Raw genomic sequence first — 13,992 nt, forward strand, 5'->3', positions numbered from 1 at the left:
AACTTCTCCAACGTCTGCTACGTGGGCTGCCGGTTCTGCGCCTTCGCCCAGCGCGAACGCGACCCGGACGCCTACCGGCTCTCCACCGAGGACGTCGCCGCCCGCGCCGTCGAGGCCGCGCAGGCCGGGGCCACCGAGATCTGCATGCAGGGCGGCATCGACCCCAAACTGCCCATCGGCTACTACGCCGACATCGTCCGCGCCATCAAGACCGCGGTGCCGGACATGCACGTCCACGCCTTCTCCCCCATGGAAATCGTCTCCGCCGCGGCCAAAGCCGGAGTCAGCGTGCGGGAATGGCTCACCGAACTGCGCGACGCCGGCCTGGGCTCCATCCCCGGCACCGCCGCCGAAATCCTCGACGACGACGTCCGCTGGGTACTCACCAAAGGCAAACTGCCCGCCCAAACCTGGATCGACGTGATCACCACCGCCCACCGGCTCGGCATCCCCTCCTCCAGCACCATGATGTACGGCCACGTCGACCACCCCGGCCACTGGCTCGGCCACCTGCGCGTGCTCGCCGGCATCGCCGAAGACACCGGCGGCTTCACCGAATTCGTCGGACTGCCGTTCGTGCACACCAACGCCCCCATCTACCTCGCCGGCCTCGCCCGCCCCGGCCCCACCACACGCGACAACCGCGCCGTGCACGCCTTCGCCCGCCTCGCCCTGCACGGCCGCATCGACAACGTGCAATGCTCCTGGGTCAAACTCGGCGACCACGGCACCGCCCACATCCTCCGCGGCGGCGCCAACGACATCGGCGGCACCCTCATGGAAGAAACCATCTCCCGCATGGCCGGCTCCGAACACGGCTCCTCCCGCACCACCACCGAACTCAACCACCTCGCCACCCTCGCCGGACGACCCTCCCGCCAACGCACCACCACCTACGGCAGAACCCCCCTCCCCACCTGACCCGCGACACGTCGGCGAGAACACCCGTCGCGCGACAGCGGTTCGGGCCGGGTCCTCGACCCCACGACGGGCGATCGGCACCCCGATCCCGCGCTGAGTCACGCAACTGCGGCTCCGCGGGCAGCCCCGGCCCCTGTCGGCGGAAGCTCAACCGGCCGCCGTCGGGGCCGGCCCGGTCGCCCAGCCGTGGTTGCGGGACCGCCGCAGCCGCGCGGCGACGTCGACAGGTGCGAGAGCCAACATGCCGGGTTGTTACGGCTGTAACATGGCTGTGTGACCAGCAATGCCGGCAGGGAGTGGTTGATGATCAGCATCTCAACCGCTGGGGCTGCCGGCACGCTACGCGTGCGGGTGTGGCGCAAGCTGCGCTCACTCGGCGCGCTCTACCTGCAGCAATCGGTCTGCCTGCTGCCCGCCGACGACGAGGTGGTGCGGCAGGTCCGGCGGCTGGTCGACCGGGTCCGCCACCAGGGCGGCACCGCCCGCGTACTGCGAATGCGCTTCACAGAGCCCGCCGAGGAACAGGCCGTGGTCGCCGAGATGAATGCCGCCCGCGACGCCGAGTACGCCGAAGTCCTGGACCGCCTGCCCGCCCTGCGGCAGGAACTCGCGCAGGAGCGCGCTCGAGGCCGGGCAACCTACGCCGAGGTCGAGGAGTCCGAAGCCGACCTGGCACGCTTCCGCACTTGGCTGACCAAGATCGCCGCCAGGGACTACTTCGACGCGCCCGGCGGCCGGGCTGCCCGGGACGCGGTGGACGAGGCCGCCGCCGACCTGGCGGCGTTCGAGCAGGCAGCCTTCCAAGCAGAGGCACCTGACCCCGTTGCACGGCGAAGCCCGCGCCGGTTGCGGGCGGTGGCGGACTCGTGACCGGCTCGTTCTGGTGGGACCTCCTGATCAGCGTCGTCGCCACGCTCGTACTGGCCTGGCTGGCGTTGGGGATCGCACTGATGGTCTTGCGTCCGCGCGGAGGACTGTTGCGTGAGGCCGTGCGGGTGCTGCCTGATGTGCTGCGCCTGGTGCGCAGGCTGGCCGCGGACACCACTCTGCCCCGCGGAGTCCGGATCCGGCTCGGGCTGCTGCTGGCCTACCTCGCCATCCCCATCGATCTGGTCCCCGACTTCATCCCCGTCCTCGGCTACGCCGACGACGCCATCATCGCCACCGCCGTCCTCCGCTCGATGGTCCGCCGCGCCGGCCTCGACCCGGTTCGCGCGCACTGGCCCGGCACCGACGACGGCTTCACCGCCCTGACCCGGCTCCTCGGCCTGACCACACGCACCCGCCCAGAAACCACCGAGCAGTCCGAGCACTGCCCACCCGCCTGCCGGCAGCACCAACGGCGTTCACGGTGACGCTCACGCACGGGCAAACCCTGTCGGCTCCGGTTGCGAGTCGGCGGCCGATGTCGGCACAACGCGGGCCCCGAGACACCCTTCCCGCTCGGCCCCGGTGAAACATCCGCCGATCTCGTCCCGCAAGCGACATTCCGCATCCGCGACCCGGAGAGGGACGTGCGCGGCCGGCAACGGGTATCCAGGCCAAAGATGGTGTAGCGCTGCCGCGACTTCGGCCTACAGTGAGGAGTGCCGGTCTGTGACACAGCCTGGAACGAATGACAAGGCAGGAAGACGCGCGACGCGGTGTCCAGTCCGCTGTGGGCCCGGCCGCGACCAGCGGGGACCAGCGCGGACCACGGGCACACCGTCGGGCGTTGGGGATGAACCAAGGGCGGTTCTCCACCATGAGGGATGCACATCGGCTTGAGCCCGTGGCTGCGAACCCGGGCAGCGGCACCGTGCTCGCGGCATGGGAACGGTTCGTGCAGGGCGAGGATCAAGTCCCGGCTGTCCGGCCCCTGGTGGCGATCTCCTGGCATCGCTGCCGAGAGCAGTACCGGGTCGACCCGCACCTCACAGCGGCTCCGATAGCGGTCGCGGAGCCCGACCATACGCCCGAGCACGATGTCGTATTCGCTGAGCTGGGTTTTCGTGCCGCCTCCGTGGCGCATGAAATGGGCAACCTCGGTGGCGTCGTCACCGTCACCGATGCCACTGGCCGGATCCTGGCCGAGTGGGGTGACCAGGCCACCCTCGCCAGGGCCACCGACTCCAATCTGGCGCCCTGGTTCTGCTGGTCCGAGTGCGCGGCCGGCACCAACGGCATGGGCACGGCGCTCGAGGCGCACGGCCCGATATCGATCAGGGGACCGGAGCACTGGTGCCAGGCGTTCCACAACTGGGTCTGTGCGGGCGTCGCGGTGCGTGACGTGGTGACCAGGGAGCCGATCGCGGTACTGAACATCTCCTGCTGGCGCAGCCAGCTTCCACCCTCCGCGGGAAGCTGGCTGGCGAACGCGGCCACCTTGACCCAATGCACGCTGAAGAAGCACGCCCGGGACAGCGGCGCGGAGTTGGTCGCCGCGTTCACCCAGGCCAGGGCCCACTCCACGGCGATGCTCGCCGCGCTGGACACCGCGGGCAAGGTGGTGATCGCCGACGACATGGCAAGTGTGCTCATGGGCGTCCCGGCCTCAACCCCGGCGGTCGACCCCACCCTGCGCTGGAACCCCGGACTGCCGGAACTGGTCGGAGCCGTCCGGTATGCCGTCCGGCAGGCAGCCCACAATCCCGACTGGGTCGGCTCGACGCAGATCTTCACCCATCTCGCCGATGAGCCGACCTCGATCAGCATCCGCCCCGTCTTCAGTTCCGGCCGCCTGATCGGGAACCTGGTCTCGTTCGGCGCCTCCGACGGGGCGCCGTTGCCCCAGGCGGAAGCGTCCGCATCCCCTCGTGCGCAGCCGCGCCGACTGGTCGCGACGCGCGACAACCGGATGGTGCTGCTCCGGCTACCGGAGGTCGCCTTCGCCGAATCGGAAGGAAACGACGTGTTGCTCGCCACCGACCAGGGGCGATTGAGAGCCGCCTCCCCTGGCCTGGACAAGCTCGACGGTGAGCTGGCGGATGCCGGCTTCCTGCGGGTGCACCGACGGTATGTGGTCAACCTCAGCCGCATCCGCGAGGTCGAACGCGGGCGCAAGGGCGAGTTGTCCCTGGTCATGGACGACCGGACGAACACGATGGTGCCGGTGTCCCGGCGGAACGCGCCGGCCGTGCGTCGCGCGCTGGAAATCTGAGTTCCCCAGCACAACCTCTGTTCTCGGAAGGATTCCCGTGTCTGACAGCCCGGACGCCTCGGACAGCACCGTCGGCGAGAGCAACAGCGGGAACGCGGCCGGCCTCGGCCTCTCCGTCCCGGCCGGGCACCGCGGTCACCCGACTGGCGGCGCGAGCAGCCGCGACTGGTGGCCGAACCGGCTCAATCTGACGATCCTCCGGAAACACCCCGCCGCGGGCGACCCCATGGGCGAGGACTTCGACTACGCCGCGGAGTTCCGGACGCTCGACCTCGACGCACTGGCGAGGGATGTCGACGAGGTGCTGACGACCTCGCAGGAGTGGTGGCCCGCCGACTTCGGCCACTACGGGCCGCTTGTGATCCGGATGGTGTGGCACAGCGCGGGCACGTACCGCGTCGACGACGGCCGCGGGGGCGCGGGCGCCGGCATGCAGCGCTTCGCGCCGCTGAACAGCTGGCCCGACAATCGCAACCTGGACAAGGCGCGCCGTCTGCTCTGGCCGGTCAAGAAGAAGTACGGCCGCAAGATTTCCTGGGCCGACCTGATGATCTTCGCGGGCAACCGCGCGCTGGAGACAATGGGCTTCAAGACCTTCGGCTTCGCCGGCGGCCGCACGGACGTCTGGGAGCCCGGCGAGGACGTCTACTGGGGCCACGAGCGCGCCTGGCTCGGCGACGAACGCCACAGCGGAGTGCGGGAGCTGGAGAATCCTCTGGCCGCCGTACAGATGGGCCTCATCTACGTCAACCCGGAGGGCCCGAACACCGTCCCGGACCCGCTCGCGGCGGCCCGGGACATCCGCGAGACGTTCCGGCGCATGGGGATGAACGACGAGGAGACCGTCGCGCTGATCGCGGGAGGGCACACGTTCGGCAAGACCCACGGCGCGGCCGACCCGGAACGCCACCTCGGCCCCGAACCCGAGGGCGCGCCGATCGAGGAGCAGGGCCTGGGCTGGAAGAGCAGCTACGGCACCGGAAAGGGAACCGACACCATCTCCAGCGGACTCGAGGGTACGTGGACGCCCACGCCGACGAGGTGGGACAACAGCTTCTTCGCGACCCTGTTCGGCTACGAATGGGACCTCGAGCTGAGCCCCGCCGGCCTGTGGCAGTGGATTCCGAGAGACGGCGGCGGGGCCGGCACCGTGCCGGACGCCCACGACCCGTCGAAGACGCACGCCCCGACGATTCTGACCACAGACCTCGCGCTGCGATTCGACCCGGTCTACGAACCGATCTCGCGGCGCTTCCTGGAGAACCCGGACCTGCTGGCGGACGCGTTCGCGCGGGTCTGGTTCAAGCTGACGCACCTGGACATGGGCCCGATCCAGCGCTATCTCGGCGCGCTGGTCCCGAAGGAGCGGCTGCTCTGGCAGGATCCGATCCCCGCCGTCGACCACGAGCTGGTGGACGACACGGACGTCGCCGCGCTCAAGGCCAGGATCCTCGACTCCGGGCTGCCGGCCGCCCAGCTCGTGTCCACGGCGTGGGCGTCGGCTTCGACGTTCCGCGTCAGCGACAAGCGCGGCGGAGCCAACGGAGCGCGCATCCGCCTCGAGCCGCAGCGCCGCTGGGAGGTCAACGAGCCGGACACGCTCGCGCAGGTGCTGCGCACCCTGGAAAAGATCCAGGAGTCCTTCAACGGCGCTCAGACCGGGGGCAAGAAGATCTCGCTGGCCGACGTCATCGTGCTCGGCGGATGTGCCGCGGTCGAGCAGGCCGCGACGGCCGCCGGCTACCACGTCGAGGTCCCCTTCACCCCGGGACGCATGGACGCGTCCCAGGAGTGGACCGACGTGGAGTCCTTCGCGCCGCTCGAGCCGACCGCGGACGGGTTCCGCAACTACCGGGCAAAGGGCGACCGGCTGCCGGCGGAGCACCGGCTGGTCGACCGGGCGAACCTGCTGACCCTGAGCGCGCCCGAGATGACCGTCCTGGTGGGGGGCCTGCGCGTGCTGGGCGCGAACTACGGGCGGTCCCGGCTGGGTGTGCTCACCTCGACCCCCGGGTTACTGACCAACGACTTCTTCGTGAACCTGCTCGACATGGGCATCGAGTGGTCGCCGGTGGCTGAGGACGCTGAGACGTTCGAGGGCCGCGACCGGCGCATCGGTGAGGTCAAGTGGACCGCCAGCCGCGTCGACCTCGTGTTCGGCTCGAACTCCGAGCTGAGAGCGCTGGCCGAGGTGTACGCGAGCGACGACGCCGAGGAGAAGTTCGTGCACGACTTCGTGGCCGCGTGGGACAAGGTCATGAACCTCGACCGGTACGACATGGCCTGATCCCTCGTAACGGCGGGAAATCGGGTACGAACGGTACCTGGTGGCGGGCGAACGGCATGGCCCGCCCGACTTGGCGCTTGCCCTTGTCGGTGCGATTCACCCGGCGTAGAGTTTTGCTTGATTGGTGATTTTGCAATTCAGGAATAAGACCACGCAATTGGTTTCGATGTGATGGTTCTCATGCAATCACAATCATATTCGCGCCTTCAAGTCTGCTACCGCCGGCAGCACCGGCGAATCCGGGGATTCGGTCAGCCGACCCATTGCCATGTCGCACCGCGTGCTTCCTGTGCCAAGCAGATACAGGATTGGATGAGGAGGTGACGCCCGATGACGACCGCGCAGGACCGAGCCGGTCTACTGGACGAGCTCGGGTTGGACGCGCAGAACAAGGCGGCATTGGGTCAGGTTCTTGGGACCGGAACCATTGGGCAGGCTACAGAGAGGGCCGATGGCCGAATGGAGGCGACAATCCGGATCCGGCCCGATGAGATCAGCTGGGATCCCTCGATTCTGGTCATGCCCCACGGGGGTGATATCGAGCTCGAACTCATCAATGACGACCTGAACACGCACTGCGCGCTCCTGCCGAGCAATGGGGACAGAAAATTCATTTGGCTGGTGAATCATTCGCGAGGAAGGGCGAAGCTCAACCTCGACGGCCCTGGCTACTACTGGTTCAGCTCACCCACGGGCAACGACGAAGGCCGGGGACTGACCGGCGCCATCGTGGTGCTGGGAGACGTTCCACCGGAGGCTCGCCTCGACCGACCCGACCAGCCGCGGCCCTAGATTGGAGGACGCACGATGACCGTCGAATATGTGGACGCGGGCGAGGCCATCGACCAGGGAAACCTGAGCGGCAAGATCCCAGGAGGAGACGTCGCGCCGCCCGTGGTTCGCGGGGTCGACTACGAGCGCATTCTGAACGCTCGGTCGGAGCCCCAGAACTGGCTCACCTATTACGGCGCCTACAACGGACAGCGGTACAGCCCGCTGGACCAGATCAACACGGAGAACGTCAAGCGGATCGGTCCCGCCTGGGTCTTCCAGGCCGGCACGACCGGGATGATCGCGGGCGCGTCGACCTACTCGTTCGAGGCCGCCCCGATCGTCGTCGACGGAGTCATGTTCCTCGCAGGCTGGGACGGCTGGGTCTGGGCTCTCGACGCGAAGACGGGTGTCGAGATCTGGCGGTACAAGCACGCGGTCCCCTTCGACGTGTCGCTGTGCTGCGGGAACGTGAACCGCGGCGTCGCCGTGGCAGCGGGGAAGGTTTTCGTCGTCACGGCGAATGCCCATGTGCTCGCGCTCGACGCCACCACCGGCAAGCGGGTCTGGGACAAGACCTACGGGGACGTGCGGGCCGGCGAGAGCGCCACGGTCGCGCCGCTGGTCGTGAAGGACAAGGTGATCGTCGGGAGCTCCGGCGGGGAGTTCGGCGTTCGCGGTCACCTGGACGCGTTCAACCTCGAGACCGGTGAGTACCAGTGGCGTTGCTACATGGTCCCGAAGCCCGGAGAGCCCGGGGCCGAGACCTGGCCCGCCGATGGCGAGGCCTGGGCGCGTGGTGGCGCGAACTGCTGGATCACCGCGACCTTCGACCCGGAGACCAACCTGCTGTACGTGGGCACCGGAAACCCGGCGCCCGACTTCGACGGAGGAGTCCGCGAGGGCGACAACCTGTACACCGACAGCATCGTCGCCGTCGACGTCGACGGCGGCCAGATCCGCTGGCACTACCAGTGCACCCCACACGACGTGTGGGACTACGACAGCATCGGCGAGTGCATCCTGTTCGAGTCGGACGGGCGCAAGCTCCTCGGACACTTCGACAAGAACGGCTACTTCTTCGTCCTGGATCGCACGAACGGTGCGTTGGTCCAGATCACCCCCTTCGTGGACCGGATCACCTGGGGGGCGATCACGAGGGACGGCCAGGTGACGGCCAAGGTGTACCCCGACGAGGAGGGGGTGCCGGTCCACTTCTACCCGGGGCCGGCCGGCGCCAAGGAATGGACCCATGCCGCCTACAGTCCCAAGACCGGGCTCTTCTACGTCCCGGTCCAAGATGTCGGGGCCACCGCCACCCGGCGACGCCGGGAGTTCAGGGAGAGCATCCCCTACTGGGGCGCCGGCGTTCAGGTGGATATCGAGGAGATGACAGGAAGCATCAGCGCGTTCGACGCCGCAGGCGACGAGCGTTGGCGCTGGCGCAACGAGCTTCCGATGTGCGCCTCGGTGCTTGCCACCGGGGGCGACCTGGTGTTCGCCGGTGAACCGACCGGGGAGTTCAACGCGCTCGACGCCCGGACCGGGGAGCTGCTCTGGCAGTTCCAGTGCGGAAGCGGCCACCACAGCAACCCGACGACCTACATGGTCGACGGCAGGCAGTACGTCGCCGTGCCGGTCGGATGGGGCGCTTGGTCCGAGGGATTCCTCCCCGGCATGCTCGGCGCCGGCCACGGAAGCGCGCTGATCACGTTCGCCCTCCCGGAAACGTCGTAGCGCCGTGAGACCACCTGCCGGAGCCGTCTGGCAGAGAGGAGGTGGATCCATGGAGTCTGAGCTCGCTGTGTGGGAGACGCCCGAGTTCGATGAGATCGGAGTCGCGCCCGAAGTGACCATGTACGTCGCTCAGCTGGAGGACTAACGGGACGTGGGGCGGCGCTGGACCCCCGGGTCCCGCGCCCTCCCGACGGCTCGGACGGCCACGGACGGCGACCACGGACGGAGTGTCATGGTGTTGCCGCGAGTGCTGGGCTCGGCGGCCGGAGGCGGCTCCCCGCAGTGGAACCGCGGCTGCCGGGTGTGCGCCGCTGTCCGTCCCGGGGCCGGCCTCGCGCGCACCCAGTCGTCGGTTGCGGTCAGCGCCGACTACCGGCGTTGGCTCCTGATCAGCGGGCGGTGGTCCCCGGCGCCGAGACGACCCTTGCCGACGGGCTGACCTGCCGGGCGTTCGACGTGCCCAGCGTGGTCCACGGACGCGTCGCCGGTTACCGGCTGACCGACGAGCGCGGTGTGGGGACGCTGGCGTACCTGCCGGTCGTGCAGGCAGTCACACCGGCGCTGCGGATGGAGATCCAGGGCTGCCAATGCCTGCTGATCGACGGGTCCTGCTGGCGCGACGACGAGCTGGTACGGCTCGGCCTGGCAGGCAAGACGGCCCGGGAGATGGGGCATCTGCCCATCGACGGGCGGGACGGCAGCCTGGCGCAGCTGCCCTCGCTCGCCGTGGGGCGGACGATCTTCGTGCCCATGAACAACACCAACCCGATCCTGCTGGAGGACTCGCCCGAGCGGCGCGTCGTGGAGGACAGCGGCATGCAGGTGGCCATGGACGGCCTCGAGGTCGAGGTGTAGGGCAATGCCGACGACAACCGGGACAACCGCGACCGCGAGCACCGGCGCGGACGGCTTCGTCGACACGTTGCGGGCCCACTCCCGGCGCTACCACGACCAGCACCCGTTCCACGTACGGATGAACTCCGGCCGGCTGAGCCGCGGGCAGATCCAGGGCTGGGTGGCCAACCGCTTCTACTACCAGGAGAACATCCCCCGCAAGGACGCGGCGATCCTCTCCAACTGCCCCGACCCGGAGGTCCGCCGCCGTTGGCTCCGGCGGATCGTCGACCACGACGGCACTGCCACCGGCGAGGGCGGCATCGAGGCGTGGCTGCGCCTCGGCGAGGCCGCCGGGCTGACCCGCGAAGAGGTCCGGGACCACCGGCACCTGGTCCCCGGGGTGCGGCTCGCGGTCGACGCCTACGTGAACTTCGCCCGGACCCGCCCATGGGTGGAGGCGGTGGCCTCCTCACTGACGGAGCTGTTCGCTCCCGACCTGATGGCGCAGCGCCTGGCCGCGTTCGAGCGGTGGTACTCCTGGATCGACCCGGAGGGTCTCGCCTATTTCCGCGCCCGCCTCGAGCAGGCCCCCCGAGACTGCGAGCACGCCCTCGAGGTGGTCACCGCGTCCTGCCGGTCAGCCGAGTCCCAGGCGCGCGCCGTCGACGCGCTGTCGTTCAAGTGCGACGTCCTGTGGAGCCTGATGGACGCCATCGACCAGGCCTACCCGGAGTGACCGTGATGTACCCGAGCACAGCCGGAACCCACCCCGACGGCGGATTGTCCACTTCGGACACGCCTCGGTTGGCGCGCCACGTCCGGCTGACCTTCTGCCGGACCAGGCAGCGTCCCATCCTGCAACTCCCCGAGACGGTGGTGGTTCTGAACGGCAGCGGCGCGGACATCCTCGCGCTGTGCGATGGGCGGCACACCGTGGCAGAGATCGTCGCCGAGCTCGGCGCGCGATATCAGACCGTCCCCGGCGACGAGGTGCGGCAGTTCCTGACCCGGCTCGTCGCCCGGCGCTGCGTGGAGCTCGCAGATGGATAGCCCCTTCGGGTTGCTCGCCGAGCTCACCTACCGTTGCCCGCTGGCCTGCGCGTACTGCTCCAACCCGCTGAACATGGCCGACTACTCCGCCGAGCTGACCACTGACGAGTGGCGGCGGGTGCTGGCCGAGGCCGGCGACCTGGGGGTCCTGCAGTGCCACCTGTCCGGCGGGGAGCCGCTGCTGCGGCGCGACCTGGCGGAGATCGTGGCGGAAGCCCACGACCTTGGCCTCTACACCAACCTGGTGACCAGCGCCGTCGGGCTCTCGCGTCCGAGGGCCGAGCAGCTGCGGGCAGCCGGCCTGGACCACGTGCAGATCAGCATCCAGGCCGACGAGCCGGCCGTCTCCGACCGGATCGCCGGGACGCCGTCGTGGAGGCGCAAGATCGAGGCGATGGGCCTGGTCAAGGAGCTGGGCTGGCCGCTCACCGTGAACGTGGTGCTGCACCGGAACAACATCGACCGCGTCGCCGGTGTGCTCGAGCTGGCGGAGGAGGTGGGCGCCGACCGGGTGGAGCTGGCCAACACCCAGTACTACGGCTGGGCCCTGCGGAACCGTGACGCGCTCCTGCCGAGCCGGGCCCAGCTGCGGGCCGCCGAGGTCGTCGTGCGGGCCGCCCGCGAGCGGTTGCGGAACCGCATGGACGTCATCTACGTCCTCCCCGACTACTACAGCCGCTACCCGAAGCCCTGCATGGGCGGCTGGGCCTCCCGGCAGCTGACCGTGACGCCGAACGGAGACGTCCTGCCCTGCCCGGCCGCACAGTCCCTGCCGTTGCCGCGGGCCAGTGTGCGGGAGGACACGCTGGAGCGGATCTGGGCCGAATCCCCGGTGATGACCGCGTTCCGGGGGACGGACTGGATGCCGAATCCCTGCCGGAGCTGTGACCGGCGGGAGCTGGACTTCGGCGGGTGCCGCTGCCAGGCGTTCCAGCTCACCGGTGACGCCGCCCGCACCGACCCGGTCTGCCACCTCTCGCCCGACCACGGCCTGGTCGCCAAGGCCGTTGAGGCAGCCAACGCCGACTCGCGGGCCGACGCGCTTCCGCTGATCCCCCGGCCGCACGGGGTTCGCCCTAGCCCCCGAACACCAACGGCAGCGCCACGGCGGCGATGATCAGGGTGACCCCGCTCACCAGGTCCGAGCGAATCCGGATGAGGCGAGCCGCTGCCTGCCCCAGCCGCAGTCCGACCAGCGACAACACCGCCGTCATGATGCCGAAGACAGCGGCGGAGAACCACGGCGAGAACCCGAGAATCCCCAGGCTTGCCCCGGCGAAAAGGTTGTCCAGGCTCAGCATGAACGGGATGCCGAACAGCGCCCACGGGTGGTCCAGCTCGTCCGGCTCGGGGTTCCGGAGGGCCGAGATCACGAGGTACAGGCCGTACGCGCCGAGCGCGGCCGCGCCCACCCATTCTGCGACGTCCCCGATGGATTCCCCGATCTTGTTGCCGATCAACAGCCCGACCAGCGGCATGATCGCGTCCCACAGCCCGAAGGTCAGCGCGACCTGCACCGCGCGCTTCAGACCGAATGGGACGGTACCGAGCGCGATCGAGACTCGAAAATTGTCGAGACTGAGTACAAAACCGAGGACCAGCACTTCCCAGATCATGGCGAGGCCACTGCCCGATGACGACCGACGCCGGCGGGGACGACTGTGTCTCGGCTACCATCCGCCATGGTTGGAGATAATATCTCAGGCGGTACGTGAAATGAACCCGGGTGAGCCGATTTCCGGCAGTTTCCCGGCGCCGCGCCTCCGACAGCGGACGCAGGCCCGCCAAGTCTCCTGACGAGCGCATTCGCAGCGCCGCCGCGGGCTCGCCGCGCACGAACCGGCGGCCCGGACAATGGAGTCGCGAAAATCTCACCCCTGTCATTCTGATTTTTCGAACATTCAAAAACAGGGGTGCCGCGAGCCCATAGCAGGAAGTTGTTCGGAACGGTTCCGGGCGTTGCTCAAGAACGTGTTCTCCAACGGATTCGCTAGCAATTCCACACCTGCCCGGACAGGCACGAAGATTCCATCCGTTGGATCCCGGCCCGGCCGTGGCGTCCGGGTTCTCTGCCACCAGGAGGTTCTGCGTCAGCCGGGCAGGCCCGGCGAGCGGGATCAGTCTAGTGCCTCACCAGGCGGTGGAAGGCCCTCGCGGACGGACCGTGCTTGGGCCTTCCACCAACGCATGCCCGGGCGCGGGTGTCCCGCACCAACCGAGCGCCGCGCGGCCCCCCGCAGCCGGCAATGGCGTTTGTCAGACGCGGCATAGCTGACCTAGCCGTCGAGCCTCGACCACAGCCGGCCGGCTTCGGCCGCGGTCGCGGTCTTCCCGTCGTCGAACAGGATCGCCTCCAGGTCGTGGAGCATCCACACCAGGTTCAGCGTGCCCGAGCCGTACCACGCGCCGAAATCCACCGGGGCGGTCACCGCGCGGCTCGTGTCGAGCAGCGGCGAGTCGCCGGCCACGAGGTCCCCGCCGATCGAGCCCACGAGCGAGAGGACGATGTCCGCGGTGTGCTCGGCCAGCCGTTCCCGCGAGACCATGTCGTAGCCCCACTCGCCGCCCTTGTCACGTTGGGCCTGCGGCCGGGTGAACCCCAGCTGCGCCAGCAGGCTGCCCAGCGCCCGTCCGCTGCCGTACACACACGCCTGGTCGCCGCAGTCGGACAGCACTGAGACCGACGCCCCGGCGTGTTCGGACGCGGCGATCCGCCCGGCGGTGTCGCGGACCTGGGCCATCAGCCGTCCGGTGAGCGCGTCGGCCTGCTCGCCGTGCCCGGTGACGGCGCCCAGCAACGCGAGCTGCTCCTGCCACGGCAGGTTGTCGTCGGTGAGAAGCACCGGGGCGATCTGCTCGAGCTGGGCGCGCTGCTCGTGGTGGGCGGGGAAGTCGACGCCCACGATCAGCGCGGGCTCGGCGCTGGCGACGAGCTCGGGCCGCTGCGGTGGGACGAGCTCGACGCCGGCCTCCTCCAGCAGCGCGTAGGAGGCTGTCACGATCTCATCGCCGGAGTAGGCGTTTCGCGCCGCGTGCGTCGGCCTGACACCGAGCGAGAGCAGGTGCAGTGCGCTCGCCTCGTCCAGCGCCCAGATCCCGGTGTCGGTGACGGGCAGCGTCACCTCGCCCACGGCGGAGCGCACGGTGACCTCCGGTCCGCCTGGCTGCCGCGGCGCGGCGTCGCCCGGCCCGCAGGCCGTGACGGCGAGCAGCGTCACGGCCGCGAGCCCGCGGAGTGCGGTCCGCACCC

General features: G+C 69.5%; 14 protein-coding genes. 12 read left to right on the forward strand and 2 right to left on the reverse strand.

The window, feature by feature from the left end; translation table 11 throughout:
- From cofH to pqqE, 12 genes are all read left to right on the forward strand, one after another.
- Nucleotides 1–921: 5-amino-6-(D-ribitylamino)uracil--L-tyrosine 4-hydroxyphenyl transferase CofH (cofH, locus tag DI005_RS17125; protein WP_113642798.1), on the forward strand; the 921-nt coding region annotated here is incomplete at its 5' end.
- Nucleotides 922–1,224: 303 nt separating this feature from the next.
- Nucleotides 1,225–1,791: a Chromate resistance protein ChrB gene (locus DI005_RS17130; RefSeq protein ID WP_113642799.1), complete on the forward strand. Its 567-nt coding sequence runs from the start codon at nucleotides 1,225–1,227 to the stop codon at nucleotides 1,789–1,791.
- Nucleotides 1,788–2,276 carry a YkvA family protein gene (locus tag DI005_RS17135; RefSeq protein WP_112273577.1) on the forward strand — a complete coding sequence of 163 codons (489 nt, stop codon included), beginning with the start codon at nucleotides 1,788–1,790 and terminating at the stop codon, nucleotides 2,274–2,276. Before DI005_RS17130 ends, DI005_RS17135 begins: the two co-directional genes overlap by 4 nt.
- 302 nt (nucleotides 2,277–2,578) lie before the next feature.
- Nucleotides 2,579–4,060 (forward strand): DNA-binding protein, encoded by a 1,482-nt coding sequence (locus tag DI005_RS17140; protein ID WP_233520169.1) that lies wholly within the window; start codon nucleotides 2,579–2,581, stop codon nucleotides 4,058–4,060.
- A 37-nt stretch (nucleotides 4,061–4,097) separates the two neighbouring features.
- A complete protein-coding gene (gene katG, locus DI005_RS17145; RefSeq protein WP_113642801.1) occupies nucleotides 4,098–6,347 on the forward strand; it encodes a catalase/peroxidase HPI in 2,250 nt (749 codons plus the stop codon).
- 330 nt (nucleotides 6,348–6,677) lie between these two features.
- Nucleotides 6,678–7,139, forward strand: a complete 462-nt coding sequence (locus DI005_RS17150) for an MSMEG_3727 family PQQ-associated protein (RefSeq protein ID WP_112273581.1) — start codon at nucleotides 6,678–6,680, stop codon at nucleotides 7,137–7,139.
- Between the two features lie 15 nt (nucleotides 7,140–7,154).
- Complete coding sequence (locus DI005_RS17155; RefSeq protein WP_113642802.1) at nucleotides 7,155–8,855, forward strand: PQQ-dependent dehydrogenase, methanol/ethanol family; 1,701 nt, start codon at nucleotides 7,155–7,157, stop codon at nucleotides 8,853–8,855.
- Nucleotides 8,856–8,904: 49 nt separating this feature from the next.
- Complete coding sequence (gene pqqA / locus DI005_RS17160; protein ID WP_112273585.1) at nucleotides 8,905–9,000, forward strand: pyrroloquinoline quinone precursor peptide PqqA; 96 nt, start codon at nucleotides 8,905–8,907, stop codon at nucleotides 8,998–9,000.
- A 233-nt stretch (nucleotides 9,001–9,233) separates the two neighbouring features.
- On the forward strand, nucleotides 9,234–9,710 hold the full coding sequence (locus DI005_RS17165) for an MBL fold metallo-hydrolase (protein WP_233520170.1): 477 nt from the start codon (nucleotides 9,234–9,236) through the stop codon (nucleotides 9,708–9,710).
- 4 nt (nucleotides 9,711–9,714) lie between these two features.
- Nucleotides 9,715–10,428 carry a pyrroloquinoline-quinone synthase PqqC gene (pqqC, locus tag DI005_RS17170; protein ID WP_113642803.1) on the forward strand — a complete coding sequence of 238 codons (714 nt, stop codon included), beginning with the start codon at nucleotides 9,715–9,717 and terminating at the stop codon, nucleotides 10,426–10,428.
- A 5-nt stretch (nucleotides 10,429–10,433) separates the two neighbouring features.
- Entirely contained in the window at nucleotides 10,434–10,742 is a 309-nt protein-coding gene (gene pqqD / locus DI005_RS17175) for a pyrroloquinoline quinone biosynthesis peptide chaperone PqqD (RefSeq protein WP_113642896.1), read from the forward strand.
- Complete coding sequence (gene pqqE / locus DI005_RS17180; RefSeq protein WP_113642804.1) at nucleotides 10,735–11,859, forward strand: pyrroloquinoline quinone biosynthesis protein PqqE; 1,125 nt, start codon at nucleotides 10,735–10,737, stop codon at nucleotides 11,857–11,859. The genes pqqD and pqqE overlap by 8 nt, the downstream gene beginning before the upstream one ends.
- On the opposite strand, the gene DI005_RS17185 is transcribed toward pqqE, so the two are convergent.
- Nucleotides 11,819–12,346 carry a manganese efflux pump gene (locus tag DI005_RS17185; protein WP_233520171.1) on the reverse strand — a complete coding sequence of 176 codons (528 nt, stop codon included), beginning with the start codon at nucleotides 12,344–12,346 and terminating at the stop codon, nucleotides 11,819–11,821. The two genes, pqqE and DI005_RS17185, sit on opposite strands and share 41 nt — an antisense overlap.
- Before the next feature lie 672 nt (nucleotides 12,347–13,018).
- The gene (locus tag DI005_RS17190) at nucleotides 13,019–13,990 is read right to left on the reverse strand and encodes an ABC transporter substrate-binding protein (RefSeq protein WP_158559822.1); all 972 of its coding nucleotides are present in this window, start codon (nucleotides 13,988–13,990) and stop codon (nucleotides 13,019–13,021) included.
- Between the last annotated feature and the right edge of the window lie 2 nt (nucleotides 13,991–13,992).

It is taken from the genome of Prauserella sp. PE36 (genome assembly GCF_003311655.1).
GTDB classification, from domain to species: Bacteria; Actinomycetota; Actinomycetes; order Mycobacteriales; family Pseudonocardiaceae; genus Prauserella_A; species Prauserella_A endophytica.